11 protein-coding genes and 1 pseudogene are annotated in these 13,884 nt (G+C 58.7%); 6 read left to right on the forward strand and 6 right to left on the reverse strand.

Going from position 1 to position 13,884, the window contains the following annotated elements:
* The 4 genes and pseudogenes from AWB78_RS34015 to AWB78_RS34030 all read left to right on the forward strand — a co-directional run.
* Positions 1–201, forward strand: a pseudogene (locus AWB78_RS34015) (electron transfer flavoprotein subunit beta/FixA family protein); the annotation flags it as partial.
* A gap of 15 nt (positions 202–216) precedes the next feature.
* Positions 217–1,152 carry an electron transfer flavoprotein subunit alpha/FixB family protein gene (locus AWB78_RS34020; protein WP_062611020.1) on the forward strand — a complete coding sequence of 312 codons (936 nt, stop codon included), beginning with the start codon at positions 217–219 and terminating at the stop codon, positions 1,150–1,152.
* Positions 1,153–1,476: 324 nt separating this feature from the next.
* Positions 1,477–2,679, forward strand: coding sequence for a 3-oxoadipyl-CoA thiolase (pcaF, locus tag AWB78_RS34025; RefSeq protein WP_062611021.1), 1,203 nt, complete (start codon positions 1,477–1,479; stop codon positions 2,677–2,679).
* A 71-nt stretch (positions 2,680–2,750) separates the two neighbouring features.
* Positions 2,751–3,560, forward strand: coding sequence for an enoyl-CoA hydratase/isomerase family protein (locus AWB78_RS34030; RefSeq protein WP_062611022.1), 810 nt, complete (start codon positions 2,751–2,753; stop codon positions 3,558–3,560).
* Positions 3,561–3,951: 391 nt separating this feature from the next.
* Here the strand turns inward: AWB78_RS34030 and AWB78_RS34035 are convergent, their stop codons facing one another.
* From AWB78_RS34035 to AWB78_RS34045, 3 genes are all read right to left on the reverse strand, one after another.
* Positions 3,952–4,974: an aldo/keto reductase gene (locus tag AWB78_RS34035; RefSeq protein ID WP_062611023.1), complete on the reverse strand. Its 1,023-nt coding sequence runs from the start codon at positions 4,972–4,974 to the stop codon at positions 3,952–3,954.
* A gap of 494 nt (positions 4,975–5,468) precedes the next feature.
* Positions 5,469–7,193, reverse strand: a complete 1,725-nt coding sequence (locus AWB78_RS34040) for an FAD-dependent oxidoreductase (RefSeq protein WP_062611047.1) — start codon at positions 7,191–7,193, stop codon at positions 5,469–5,471.
* Between the two features lie 360 nt (positions 7,194–7,553).
* Positions 7,554–8,648, reverse strand: coding sequence for an alkene reductase (locus AWB78_RS34045; protein WP_062611024.1), 1,095 nt, complete (start codon positions 8,646–8,648; stop codon positions 7,554–7,556).
* A gap of 27 nt (positions 8,649–8,675) precedes the next feature.
* Here AWB78_RS34045 and AWB78_RS34050 point away from each other — a divergent pair, with 27 nt between their 5' ends.
* Positions 8,676–9,071 carry a hypothetical protein gene (locus AWB78_RS34050; protein ID WP_062611025.1) on the forward strand — a complete coding sequence of 132 codons (396 nt, stop codon included), beginning with the start codon at positions 8,676–8,678 and terminating at the stop codon, positions 9,069–9,071.
* A 716-nt stretch (positions 9,072–9,787) separates the two neighbouring features.
* Here the strand turns inward: AWB78_RS34050 and AWB78_RS34055 are convergent.
* The 3 genes from AWB78_RS34055 to AWB78_RS34065 form a co-directional block, all read right to left on the reverse strand.
* A complete protein-coding gene (locus AWB78_RS34055) occupies positions 9,788–11,017 on the reverse strand; it encodes an FAD binding domain-containing protein (protein ID WP_062611026.1) in 1,230 nt (409 codons plus the stop codon).
* 16 nt (positions 11,018–11,033) lie between these two features.
* Entirely contained in the window at positions 11,034–11,501 is a 468-nt protein-coding gene (locus AWB78_RS34060) for a VOC family protein (RefSeq protein WP_062611027.1), read from the reverse strand.
* Positions 11,502–11,629: 128 nt separating this feature from the next.
* Positions 11,630–12,736: an alkene reductase gene (locus AWB78_RS34065; protein WP_062611028.1), complete on the reverse strand. Its 1,107-nt coding sequence runs from the start codon at positions 12,734–12,736 to the stop codon at positions 11,630–11,632.
* Between the two features lie 784 nt (positions 12,737–13,520).
* Here AWB78_RS34065 and AWB78_RS34070 point away from each other — a divergent pair.
* Positions 13,521–13,733 (forward strand): hypothetical protein, encoded by a 213-nt coding sequence (locus tag AWB78_RS34070; RefSeq protein ID WP_062611029.1) that lies wholly within the window; start codon positions 13,521–13,523, stop codon positions 13,731–13,733.
* Positions 13,734–13,884 lie beyond the last annotated feature (151 nt).

Here is a 13,884-nt window from a genome sequence, read left to right on the forward strand (position 1 = left end):
CGCTATGTGACGCTGCCGAACATCATGAAGGCGAAGAAGAAGCCGCTGACGACGGTGAAGCCTGCTGATCTGGGCGTCGACGTCGCGCCGCGTCTGAAGACGCTGAAGGTCAGCGAGCCGCCGAAGCGCAGCGCCGGTATCACGGTGCCGGACGTGAAGACGCTGGTCGAGAAGCTCAAGACCGAAGCCAAAGTGCTGTAAGGGAGACGCGAAAAAATGACGATTCTGGTTATTGCGGAACATGACAACGCGTCGATCAAGGCAGCGACGCTGAACACGGTTGCAGCGGCGTCGAAGATCCGCGGCGATGTGCATGTGCTGGTTGCAGGCTCGAACGCGCAAGGCGCGGCGGATGCAGCGGCGAAGATCGCGGGCGTGGCAAAAGTGCTGCTCGCTGATGCGCCCCAACTCGCCGACGGCCTCGCGGAAAACATCGAAGGCACGGTGCTGAACATCGCGAAGGATTATTCGCACATTCTGGCTCCGGCAACGGCATACGGTAAGAACATCGCGCCGCGTATCGCAGCGCATCTCGATGTCGCGCAGATCAGCGACATCACGGCGGTTGATTCGGCCGATACGTTCGAGCGCCCGATTTATGCCGGCAACGCCATCGCGATCGTTCAATCGATCGATCCGATCAAGGTCATCACCGTTCGCTCGACGGGTTTCGATCCGGTCGCAGCGGAAGGCGGCAGCGCAGCGGTCGAGAAAATCGAAGCAGCAGCCGATGCAGGCATCTCGCAGTTCGTAAGTCGCGAAGTGACGAAGCTGGACCGTCCGGAGCTGACGAGCGCGAGCATCATCGTGTCGGGCGGTCGCGGTCTGGGCAGCGGCGAGAACTACACGAAGACGCTTGAACCTCTGGCGGACAAGCTGGGTGCGGCGCTGGGCGCATCGCGCGCGGCAGTGGACGCGGGCTACGTCCCGAACGACTATCAAGTCGGTCAAACCGGCAAGATCGTCGCGCCGCAACTGTACGTGGCAGTCGGCATCTCGGGCGCAATTCAGCACTTGGCCGGCATGAAGGACTCGAAGGTCATCGTCGCGATCAACAAAGACCCCGAAGCGCCGATCTTCAGCGTGGCTGACTACGGGCTAAACGCAGACCTCTTCACGGCGGTGCCCGAACTGGTAGGTCTTGTGGATTAAAGCGCGTCTGCACGGCAAGCTCAAGATGGAAAAGCGCAGGGAGGTACGCCATGTCGACTTTGAGTTACGAGGCCGAGAGAAGGCTCGCGGCCAGCACTGCTAATGAGGATGATGCATCACTCTGGCGGTGGTTCTGCATGTTCTATGACGAAGGGCGCGTGCGCTGGTGTAAATCAGCGCAGGGGTGGTTAGTTAGCGTAGACCACAAGCACTTGGCCACCGAAGTGGATTTCGATGCAGCCATTCGTGTGGCAAGAGAACGGTTTTTCTCTGGTACGCGAGTCAGGTCCAATTAAGCGGCAGTCTTTTTAAGAGAGAGAATCTGTGAACGAAGCTTTCGTGTGTGATGCGATCCGTACGCCTATCGGCCGTTATGGCGGCTCGCTGTCCTCCGTGCGCGCCGACGATCTCGGCGCCATGCCGCTGCGTGCGCTGTTCGAGCGCAACAAGGAAGTGGACTGGGAAGCCATCGACGAAGTGATCTACGGCTGCGCGAACCAGGCGGGCGAAGACAACCGCAACGTCGCGCGCATGTCGGCGCTGCTGGCGGGCCTGCCGGTCGGCACGCCCGGTTCGACGGTGAACCGTCTGTGCGGCTCGGGCATGGACGCGATCGGCGTCGCGGCCCGCGCGATCAAGGCGGGCGAGACGAGCCTGATGATCGCGGGCGGCGTCGAGAGCATGAGCCGCGCGCCGTTCGTGATGGGCAAGGCGACGAGCGCGTTCTCGCGTTCCGGCGAGATCCATGACACGACCATCGGCTGGCGCTTCATCAACCCGCTGATGAAGAAGCAATACGGCGTCGATTCGATGCCCGAGACCGCCGAGAACGTTGCGGACGACTACAAGATCAGCCGCGCCGATCAGGACGCGTTTGCATTGCGCTCGCAGCAGAAGGCGGCGCGTGCGCAGAAGGACGGCACGCTTGCACAGGAAATCGTCGCGGTGACGATTCCGCAGAAGAAGGGCGATGCGCTCGTCGTGGATCGTGACGAGCATCCGCGTGAAACGAGCCTCGAAGCGCTCGCGAAACTCAAGGGCGTCGTGCGTCCGGACGGCAGCGTCACGGCGGGCAACGCGTCGGGCGTGAACGACGGCGCGGTCGCGATGCTGATCGCCGACGAGGACAGCGCGAAGCGCAACGGTCTCACGCCGCTCGCGCGTATTCTCGGCCTCGCGACCGCAGGCGTGCCGCCGCGTGTGATGGGCATCGGTCCGGGCCCGGCGTCGCAGAAGCTTCTGAAGCGTCTGGGCATGACCATCAACCAGATGGATGTGATCGAGCTGAATGAAGCGTTCGCGTCGCAAGGACTGGCTACGCTGCGCATGCTCGGCGTTGCCGATGACGATCCCCGCGTCAACCCGAACGGCGGCGCGATCGCGCTGGGCCATCCGCTCGGCGCTTCGGGCGCGCGTCTGGTCACGACCGCGAGCTATCAGCTGCACCGCACTGGCGGCCGCTACGCGCTGTGCACGATGTGCATCGGCGTGGGTCAGGGCATCGCGATAGTCATTGAGCGCGTTTAGAACATGAGCTAGCCGCTGATCGCGACGCTTTTTGATGCGCGCCGCGCAATAAACGTTGATAGGGGTATTGAATGGCTGACTACTACGAACGGTACACGAGACTGAAATTTGATCGTCCGCATCCACGCGTACTGCGCATTACCTTTGCGTCTCCGTTGAAACTAGGAGCGATGGATGCCGTTATGCATAGGGAGGTATCTGAGATCTGGCGTGACCTAGATTCTGATCCTTCCGTGTATGCCGTAGTTGTGACGGGCGATGGACAGTCTTTCTCCGCGGGCGGTGACCTCAAACAAGAACGATTGGTCTGCGACGACTACGAGCTCAGGATGCAGGCGATGAAAGAATCACGCGATCTCGTCTACGGCATGATCAACTGTTCCAAGCCGGTCGTCAGCGCTGTCCGAGGCTGGGCCGTGGGCGCCGGGATAGCGTGTGCTCTTCTTGCGGATATCTCGATCGCATCGAAAGAGGCGAAATTCTCAGATGGACACATGAAAATCGGTATCGCGGCTGGAGATCATGCCGCCATCATCTGGCCGCTCTTATGCGGGATGGCGAAGGCCAAGTATTATCTGCTGACTGCCGACCACTTTACTGGCGAGGAAGCAGCAAGCATGAATCTTGTTTCGATGGCGGTAGAGGACTCGGAAGTTGAGGGTAGGTCGATCGAGGTGGCGTCACGACTGGCTGATTCGGCCCCGGGAGCGATCCGCTGGACGAAGCAATCACTGAACTCATGGCTGCGGCAGGCGGGTCCCATCTTCGATGCGTCCCTGGCGCTGGAATTTACAGGAATGGCTGGTCCCGAAGGACGAGAGGGAATGGACGCATTCCTGGAGAAGCGCAAGCCGCAGTTCGCTAAGGCGAATGGAGTTTGACCTGAACGACGAGTGACGACCGGGTGATTCGAGCCGCGCGGGCTCGAATCACTTCTTCACGTCAAGTCTCAATTTCGCGACCTCGCGCCTGGCTTCCGTCGGCCGTGACTGCCTTAGCTCACAACTCTTCCTCCATGGCCGCGAGGATTGGCTGCTCGGCGAACGAAAGAGAAGCCCTTTCGCGTGCAAAAGTGGTCTGGGGGCTAAAGGGCTAAAGGGCTAAAGGGCTAAAGGGCTAAAGGGCTAAAGGGCTAAAGGGCTAAAGGGCTAAAGAGCTAAAGAGCTAAAGGCGTGTCGAGCGTGTATGCGAAACCTGGTCCACAGGGACGGAGAACGACGCGCCCCCGTGATCCAAGTTCGTTGAGACTTATGAAGCCCGATATCCCTGAGCTTATTCGTGCCCGAGGATCGGATGTGGCTCGTAGGCCGCCTCCAGTCGCGCAATCTCGTCGTCGGTCAACTGAACGCTCAACGCGGCTACGGCAGGATCCAACTGGGCGATTTTACTCACGCCGATAATCGGTGCGGTAACGCCTTTATGCAAAAGCCAGGCGTAGGCCAGCGTTGCATTACCAACGCCTTTCTCCTCTGCAAGCGCAGAGAGATTGTCGACGACTTTGAAGTCGGACTCGCGAAAGTAATACTGTTGTGCCAGTTTGTCGTTTTTGGCGCGAGTCGTCTCGCCAAGACCATCCGTCTTGCGATTACCGGCTAGAAAGCCTCGTGCCAAAGGACTCCACGGCAAAAGTGCAACGCCTGAGTCTTGGCAGAGCGGGTTCATTTCTCGCTCTTCCTCTCGGTACGCGAGGTTGTAGTGGTTTTGCATGCTCACAAAACGGGTCCAGCCATTTTCCTTCGCGACTTGCTGAGCTTTGGCGAACTGCCATGCCCACATGCTACTTGCGCCGATATAGCGAACCTTACCGGCCTTCACAACATCATGAAGCGCTTCCATCGTTTCTTCCAGAGGAGAGTTATGATCGAAGCGGTGTGTCTGATAGAGATCGATATAGTCAACGCCGAGGCGCTGCAGGGACGCATCGACTGCATGAAAGATGCGCTTTCGGCTTAATCCGTCCTTATTCGGCCGACGGACGAATTCATCCATGCGCGTGCCCATATAGGCGACGTCGACCGGCTCATATACTTTCGTCGCCACGACCGCCTCTTCGCGGCGCGTTCCCGGAAACATCTCCTTCAGGAATTTGCCTGTCAACACCTCGGACATCCCGCCAGAATAAGTATCACCGGTGTCGAAGAAGTTAATGCCTAAGTCGACCGCGTGTCGGACAATCGGGCGCGATGCCTCTTCATCCATCACCCACGGACGCCACTCTGAGGTACCAAAAGTCAACATGCCGAGGCAAATACGCGATACTTTCAGGCCCGTTTTTCCGAGGCGAACGTATTCCATGCTCAAGTCTTCCTCCGTAGTTATAGCGTCATGCTAATGATTCTTCGCGCAGCATCTGCGCGTGTCCCGCACTTTTGTTCGGTGTTGAACTGAATGCATTGTCCGTGCCAGTAACAGACGAGACCTAAAAAAATCTCGCGACCCCTTCCTCGTGGTTCATTTGGTATCGTTTGACGTGTTGAACGACTCAAGCCAAACGGCCTAATGTTCGCGGTGAAGACAATGTGCGCCGAGTTGTCTTCGTCGAAGACACAATTCAAACTCTGACAACGCGTCTATATTCCTGCACAATCCGCGACGCTCCGAAAAATCACTCGGTCGCCGTCGAAACGAGCACAAGGAGGGGCAAAAGGGAGTGTCGACGGGACATGGAATAAGGCGACAGGGATCGTTCGTCGACTGATCAGACTTTTCCTTCATAAGCCGCTCGCACAACGCTGACCGCGATAACGCCGACCTCGTGGTGATGGTCTGCGCTAATGTTTGCAGGGCAACTAGTCAGAGCGCGCAACGGATGTGAGAAAACGATGAATTTGCGCGACGACAGCAGCACCTTCTCCGACTGCCGCGGCGACGCGCTTTATGGATCCAGCGCGGACGTCACCGATCGCGAAGACGCCGTCGACACTTGTCTGCAGTGGCAGGGAGCGCGTTGATCCCGCTGCAACGTCGGTGCCGGTTAGCACGAACCCTTTCGCATCCACTGACACCCCACAGGTTTGCAGCCAACCCGTGTTGGGCTCGGCCCCGATGAAGAGAAAAAGATGATGTGTCTCAATGCTTTGGTCTTCGAGGTCGCCTTGAGTACGATAGTGGACGCGCTCTAGCCGGTCAGTGCCCTCGAGCCGTGTGACCTCGGTTTGCCGGTGCATCGTCACGTTTGACAGTGATGTGAGGCGCTCGATGAGGTAACGCGACATGCTTTGATGGAGATCCGCGCCACGAATCAGCAGATGCACATGAGCGGCGTGATCGGCGAGATACGCGACGGCTTGCCCTGCCGAGTTGCCGCCCCCCACGAGGATCACAACGTCCTGCCTACATAGGCGCGCTTCTACAGGGGACGCCCAGTAATAGACGCCCCGGCCTTCGAAGCCAGAAAGATTGTCGACCGCGGGGCGACGATATTCTGCGCCCGTTGCGATGACGACTGTATGAGCCTTGATGTGACGTGTGTCCGACATTTCGATTGCGAGCGGGGATGCGCCGCAATGCAATGCCTTTACTTCGCATGGGATTCCAATGTGGGCGCCGAACTTCTGCGCCTGGTTGAAAGCACGGCCCGCCAAGGCTTGACCAGAGATTCCGGTGGGAAACCCCAGATAATTCTCGATGCGCATGCTTGCGCCCGCTTGGCCGCCCGGCGCCCCGCAATCTAGCACCGCCACGGACAGTCCTTCCGAAGCAGCATAGACGGCGGCGGCCAATCCAGCAGGTCCGGCGCCGACGATAACGACATCGTAAACATGCGCCAGATCGAATTCGGGTACGAGACCAAGGCAGGATGCGAGCTGTGCGTTGTCCGGGTTGCGGAGCACTGAACCGTCCGGGCAGATCACGAGCGGGAAATCGTCCCGCTTCGGGGCCAGGCGATGCAATAGCGCTATCGCGTCCGCGTCGTGGTGCGCATCTAGCGCCAGATAGGGTTGACTGTTTCGCCGTAGGAAATTCTGCAGTCCAAGAAACCGCGCGCTATCTCCGGTGCCGACCAGGACTGCGCCATTGCCGCGCTCGATGGCGGCGACGCGACGCAGAATGAGGGCACGCATGATGCGCTCGCCGAGTTCGGCTTCGGCAATCATCAACGCTCGAAGCCTTTCGGTCGGGAGTAGGATCGCTTCAACGTCCTCGGTCACGACCACATCAGCCACCGCCGGTCTGCCTGCCAATTGCCCGATGTCGGAGCTGAATTCGCCGCGTCCCATTTGAGCCCGGACAACGCGTTCATGGCCCAGACCGTCCCGAACAACCGCACGCAACGTGCCGGACAGCAACACGAACATGCCCGGACTAAACCCTCCCGTGCGATAGAGCACGTCGCCGGCGCTGCGTCGCGTGAGGCTGCCAAAGCGACGTATCCTGTCGACGTCCGAGTCGGATAACACGGGGTACAACTGATAGTAGCGAGGGTTGTTACGAACGCTGGGATCTTCGTCGCTCTTCCCCTCGTCTGTGCGGCGATCCGAGGCGTTGCTTTGCGGGTTGGATTCGTTGTCCATCATGAACCTCGCAGCCGGGCGATGTAACTAGAGCGTGATCGTCCGCGTCAGCCTTCTGCGGCACGCTGACGCGGAGAAGTCTCCGCCGTTGCTTGAGATGTCGCCGATACGCATGCGTCGCTCGTCGATGTCGATGATTATCACGCAAGCTCTGCGTATGACCCAACGATAAGCGGTCATCTAAGTCTGACTATTCGCTTACTTAAATGCTGCAAAGGTTCCGGCGGCCACGCATGACACAGAGTCATCTTTGCGGTCTCGTCCTGTAATCTGTATCGAAACTCCCGGCTCGGTCGTATTCGCACGTGATCTGCGTGTGCTTCTCATTAGGCCGGGAGCAAAGTTGAGTGAGGCGGTGTATTAAGCGTGCGGAGGGTAGTCGGTATATCCCGCTTCATTGCCGCCATACCAGCCGCGGGGTTCAGAATCCGAAAGCGGTGCGTCATGCCGGATGCGGCCGACGAGATCTGGATTGGAAATATACAGTCGCCCGAATGCAACGAGATCGATCTGACCTTTATTAAGCAACTGCTTCGCCTGCTCGATGCTGATGCCGCCGTTTGCGATCAACGTGCCGGAGAACCGCGGGCGAACAATGTCGAGGATTGCCGGCAGGTCGGGGGCTCCCGCCCATCCATTCGTGTCGGCGAGGTGCGTATAGCCGACCTTGAAGCGCTCAAGCATTTCGGCAACGTACGAATAGGTCGACGCGGGATCCGGATCGCGCACGTTATTGTAATGGGCGAAAGGGGAAATCCTGACGCCAACACGGCTGACAGGCATGACCTCCCCGACATTGTCGATGATTTCCTTCAGAAATCGCGCGCGGTTCTCCGCGCTGCCACCATATTCGTCGTCCCGTCGGTTGATAGTCGGCGACAGAAACTGATGCGGCAGATAGCCATTCGCGGCGTGTATTTCGACACCGTCGAATCCGACGGACCACGCATGCTCGGCAGCAAGACGATATTCCCGGACGACATGCTTGATCTCGTCGCGTGTCATCGCGCGGGATGGAGTTGCATGAATCTTCGTGTAGGCGCCGTTAGCCAGTTGAGCCCAAACCTGAAGTTTCTCGAGGTCATCGTTCACTCCCGACGGCGACAGTGGTTCGTGTCCACCGAGTAAAGCAAAGGAACTGATGCGGCCGGAATGCCAGAGTTGCAGGAAGATCTTTCCACCGGCATCGTGGATTTGGTTGACGATACTTTTCCAGCCTTGAACCTGCGCGTCCGTATAAATGCCAGGCGCACGCTCGAATGCACTGGACCATCGACTTACGTTTGTAGCCTCCGAAACAATCAGGCCGGCAGTGGCTCGCTGGGCGTAATACTGACCGTTGAGGTCGGTAGGGATGTCGCATTCTCCGGCACGGCTACGCGTCATCGGTGCCATCACGACACGGTTGTCGAGGTCCAGATCACCAATTTGGATGCGGTCAAGGAGTGTAGGCATGGCGCCTCCTCTGGAAGAAGTGAGGGTGTGAAAGAGGACGTCTGCATCGGCCGTTGCATTGGATTCAATTATAAGTTATCGAAAGATAAATTGAAGAAAATGGTTGACCGCTCTTTAGATGGTTCGCGGGAGCACGAGAGGCTGGAAGCCCCGTCGTTACTGGCTCCGCGGGCATGGGACGACGGTGGTTTTACGGCAAGCAAAGAACCTTTGCAGTCGATGCAACGTGCTGGAATTCTTCACGTTACAGAGTCTTGGTGTGCGACCAACCTACTGAACGTGCAGAGCGCTTGGGCGGCGAGGATCGCGGACAACTCACTGAACATGACCAGCGTCGAGGGTGTCACTGTCGGTCCGTTCCTGCTCGGCGCGGCGATGACGGTGCACACGCTGACTCCGGCCCTGACCATGTGCCGAAGATGACGGCAATCACTTCAGCAAACGGATAGCGCATCTTCTACTTCCGCCATCAGAGCACCTCCGGGACGAACCGTTGGTTTGGGCGGGACGCCAGGCTTTTGATCTCGGAAAGGACCGCCCCGAAGGCGGCTCCGGAAATTGGGCAAGACATGGGGCCGGCCGCCGGCATATGAGGCGGTAGCCATAGGCACGTCGATCGTTTCAGAATAGTGTCCGTGTGTTGCTGGGACTGATACTTCAGTCTTCGTGCGTTGGGGCACGCCAGTGACGAGGCGGCGTGCCGCGACCGGGAGGATGAGGGTGCGGAGCGCCATGCAAGCCTACAGTCCGATAAGGGATGTGTTTAAGCTGAGGTGATTCGCTGCCAACCCAAGGTCAAGCACTTGGACAATGCCGCCGAGATGGGCTATTGAGAAGAAGGACGAATGCATGCTTCCGCCGGCGCTCTGGTGTTGCCATCGCATTGATTACAAGGAGCGCAGACATGAAGGCAAGGCCCTGCCCGAATATCCCGAGCAGGTCACTTGCAACGAACAGCAACCCCGACGAAGGTTCTGCCCTCCTAGGACACCTCACGAGTTGATGCAGGCGTTAGGCCTGTTGGTTGCGAATCCTGAGCGCAAGGTGCCGCGTTTGTTATCGTATTTCGTGCTGACTGGGTGAAGTCTTCCGACAAAGGCGACCGACTCTCATGGCCGGTTCGCCCGTGTCGGGGGTAACTACTGAAGGGTTGGGGCCACAGCCGTCTCGCGCATGACGGCGTCCGGCGTGCGATATTTCTCGGCCATTTCCCGTTCGAACGGGGTTTTCATCTGCGCCTGCATATAGGCGCCCAGGTGGCGCGCATGCTCGACGATGGCGCAGCCAAACTGCAGGCGATGACGCTCGTAGTCGGCCAGCGCCGCGTGAATGTCGTCAATCTCTGCAAGCGAGCGGGCCAGCTGCAGTGCATCACCGGCCGCCTTGGTCACCCCCATGCCGCAGTGGGGACGTGCCACAAATGCAGCGTCGCCGAGTAGCACGAGCCGGCCGAAGGTCAGCTGCGCCGCCTCGAGGTCGTAGATCGGCTGGAACAGTGGTTTCTGCGTTTTTTCAACCACTTCCGCGAACGGCGGCGCCAGCAGGGTACGCGCTGCTTCGCGCATGTCCGTCAGGACGTCCGGACGAATCAGATGCGGCGGAATGCCAGTGGGATAGTGGTTGCCGGAGGCATCGGTGAGCAGATCGCGCAACGTGCTCGCTTCGTCTGTCGGCCGGTACCACACAAAGTTGTAACGACGTTGGCCGGGTTCTGTACTGTTGCCGGGACCGGCCACGGGATAGCCGAGCATCTGTTCGCCGGACGGCAGGCAGAAGGCAAATTTGTCGAACAGGGCGCCCCACGCTTCCGGGGACAGGTCGCGCTCGTCGACGAGTCCTCGCCATGCGATGTAGCCCGCATACTGCAACTTCACGTCAGGCAGATACTTCTGTCGAATGCTTGAGCGGAACCCATCAGCAGCCACGACAAGATCGGCCCGCAGCTTTGAGTTGTCCGAGAGCGTGACTTCCGCATGGTCCGCAAAGCTTTCGACTGCGTCGACCACTGCGCCTGATCGATAGCAGTTATCGGGCAGTGCCGAACGAAGCACGTGATACATCTTGCTCCACGCAGTGAGGATCTGTGTGAGCGGGTGGGAGCCGGCCAGGCTGCCATCGGCGTTCAAGGTAATCCGGCTATGTACGGTGACGCCGATGTCGTCGTTCACGTCCACACCGGCCGCGATCAGCGCTTCCAGAAGTTCCGGGTGAGTCACGATGCCAGCGCCGCGTCCCGCGAGTTCCTCGGGAACGCGCTCCAGTACGGTCACGTCCCAGCCGCTGCGGAGCAAAAGATTGGCAGCGAAAAGGCCACCGAGCGAACCACCCACGATGACTGCCTTACGGCGATCCAAAAAGTTGCGTTGCATGTCGAAAATCTCCGGGTTAGGCGTCGGTGTGAGCGGGCGATGTACTCACGGATGATGGGACTTCATGAGCAGGGAAATTCATTTCGATCGTCACGCCCGACGGATCTTCGACGAATACCTGATGGAGGCCGAGACTTGGGACCGTTCTGTCCCGCCACTGCCAGCCCTCGCGGCGCAACGTTGCCCAGAAATCGGGGAGTCCCGTGGCGAGGAACGCGATGTGGTCGACGGTTCCGGTGCCGGTTTCCGGCAAGCCTTTGTCGCCGAGATAGTCGACGAGACCACTGGGATCGTTCGGGTCGATCCCGATGATGTGGACGACGCCGAACTCGGACTCGTCGCTGCCGTTGTACAGCCAGATCCCCGGGAAATTGAAGGGAGGACGGAATCCTTCACGAAAGCCGAGAACCTGCGTGTAGAACTGCCGCGACTTCTCGAGGTCGGTGGTGCGGATCGAGTAATGCGCGAGTTTCGTGACCGCCATGGCCATCTCCATGTTTATCGATCGATTAGTGATCGGTTGATAAATTATAGGGCGATCAATTCGAGAGTGACCACCGGATTCGTGTCGGTGTTTACCCGTCCCGCCTGTTGAAGGAATTGAACCCGCTGTCAGCTCAAGAGCTCTGACAAATTAGGGTAGTCCGTGTAGCCTTCATCGGTCCCGCCATACCAGCCGACGGGGCGAGGATCGTTATACGGTCCTCCGCGTTGAATGCGGGCCGGCAGGTCGGGATTGGCCAGAAACGTCCGTCCGAAGGCGATGACGTCGAGTCGCCCGCTGCGCACATGCTCGGCTGCCAGCGCCGGTGTGATGCCACCGTTGCCGATGAGCGGTCGCCGGAAATGCGGTTTGATCATCTCCAGCAAGTGCGGCATGTCCGGGGCGCCAGCCCAGGCGTTCGTGTCGGCGATGTGAATATAGGCCACACCCAGTTCGTCAAGCATTCTGGAGACGGCGCTGTATGTCTCCTCGGGATGAGGATCGCGCGTGTTGTTGTAAGCGGCTGTTGGCGAGAGCCGCACACCGACACGATGTGCGCCGACGGCGCTGATCACTGCCTCGGTCACGTGCCGTAGAAAACGCAGTCGCTTTTGCAGATTGCCGCCGTATTCATCGTGACGCCGATTGATGGTAGGGGACAGGAACTGGTGCGGCAGGTAGCCATTCGCAGCGTGAATTTCAACGCCATCCATGCCCGCAAGGACCGCGTTGGCGGCACCAACCCGATATTCCTCGATCGTCGCTTCGATCTCCGCCAGTGTCATTTCACGTGATGGCGTTGCGGCGAGCCGTGCATATCGACCGTTGGCCAGTTGCCCCCACACCTGAAGCGTGTCGAGGTCGTCGTTTACACCGGAGGGCGAGAGCGGAGCCTGCCCATCGAGGATCGCGTCGGAGCCGACACGTCCACAGTGCCACAACTGGAGGAAGATTCGGCCGCCGCTTGCGTGCACGCCGTCAGCGACCGACTTCCAGCCACGAACTTGGTCTTCACTATAAATACCAGGCGCCTGCTCAAAGGCGCAAGAATGCGGTGAAACATTGGTTGCCTCGGTGACCATCAGGCCCGCCGACGCACGCTGCGAGTAGTACTTCACACTGCTCGGTTGTGGCACGTCGCCCGCTTGCGCACGGCATCGAGTCATTGGCGCAAGGGCAATCCGGTTGGGCAGCTTCAGCGAGCCCAGTTCCAGGGCATCGAACAGTTGTGGCATACAGCCTCCTATTGACCACGTTCAATCTGACGATCGATGCAGCTGAGCGCGCCGTCATGGACAGACCCAGTGCCAAACGGTAGTCAACTCGCGCTCATACCTCGAATACCGGCGACGCGGTGCGTGCACTGGCGAACGGTCTTGTTATCTTGTCGCGACGCACATCGTGATTCCGAAGCCGAAGCACAAATCGCTGTCACGCTTTGTCTCAGACGTCAAAATAGGAAACACGGTCAGCTCGTATCGCTCGCATGCGCCGGTAAAGTATGCTTACCGAAAGCAAGTTATCGAACGATCATTTTTAGACTGCGAGCGAGCTACAGTCAAGTGATCTTGTGATAAACAAAAGGGAGCGCTTTCACTGATATCGGCCGACTTGCCTGCGAAGTTCCCGTCATAGACGCGCTCAAGATTACCATTTGACGAAACTCATAAGCCGCTGAATTTCTGCGAAAACTGACGGTCAACTGCGTCGTTCAGTACCCGCTTCAGTTTCATGTAGTGTCTTGATGGAGCTCGGTGCTCAGGGAAAGTCCTAGCCACGACGATCTTGGGCGGCGGACCGTAGCGATATAAACTAATTGTCGATCGATAAATAAACAATCTCGACGACGGAGCCCATTGTGTCGATGTACTGAGCCTCTCCGAGCGCGCGTGCTTCGCGCAGCACGTCGAGCCATTGCACAGTGCCAAATTCCCGCATGCGATCAGTGTGATTGCAGGCGGTCGCAGGGCTTAAAGCACCTTGCCCTGCTCAAATTCTTATTAACGATAGGAGTATTAAATGAGCACCGGACAAGTCTTCGGCAAGATTCCCAAACGCACTTGCATCAAAGGCACCGTCGCTGCATTAATCGCGTGCGTCGTCGCTGCCGCTTCCTTCGTAGCTGTCGATACCAACGAGGCAATCAGCGACGCGGGCCTTGTTTTAAACTATTTCCTAAGCATGTTCGCTCCAGCAGGGACCACGGCCACCGAAACGAACCCGGATAACTAGTGTGGGTCTATGCTATGGTCGGGTGGCCATAACAAACCGTCTCATGCGATGTCGGAGCTGGCACAAGTATCCGTCGCCAGTTCATCGGAGAAGCGCTCGTGAGCACCCTTGTTGGCGATATGGCCGATCTGATCAAGAGCGCTACGCGCTG

This window comes from Caballeronia calidae, assembly GCF_900044055.2.
Lineage (GTDB): Bacteria > Pseudomonadota > Gammaproteobacteria > Burkholderiales > Burkholderiaceae > Caballeronia > Caballeronia calidae.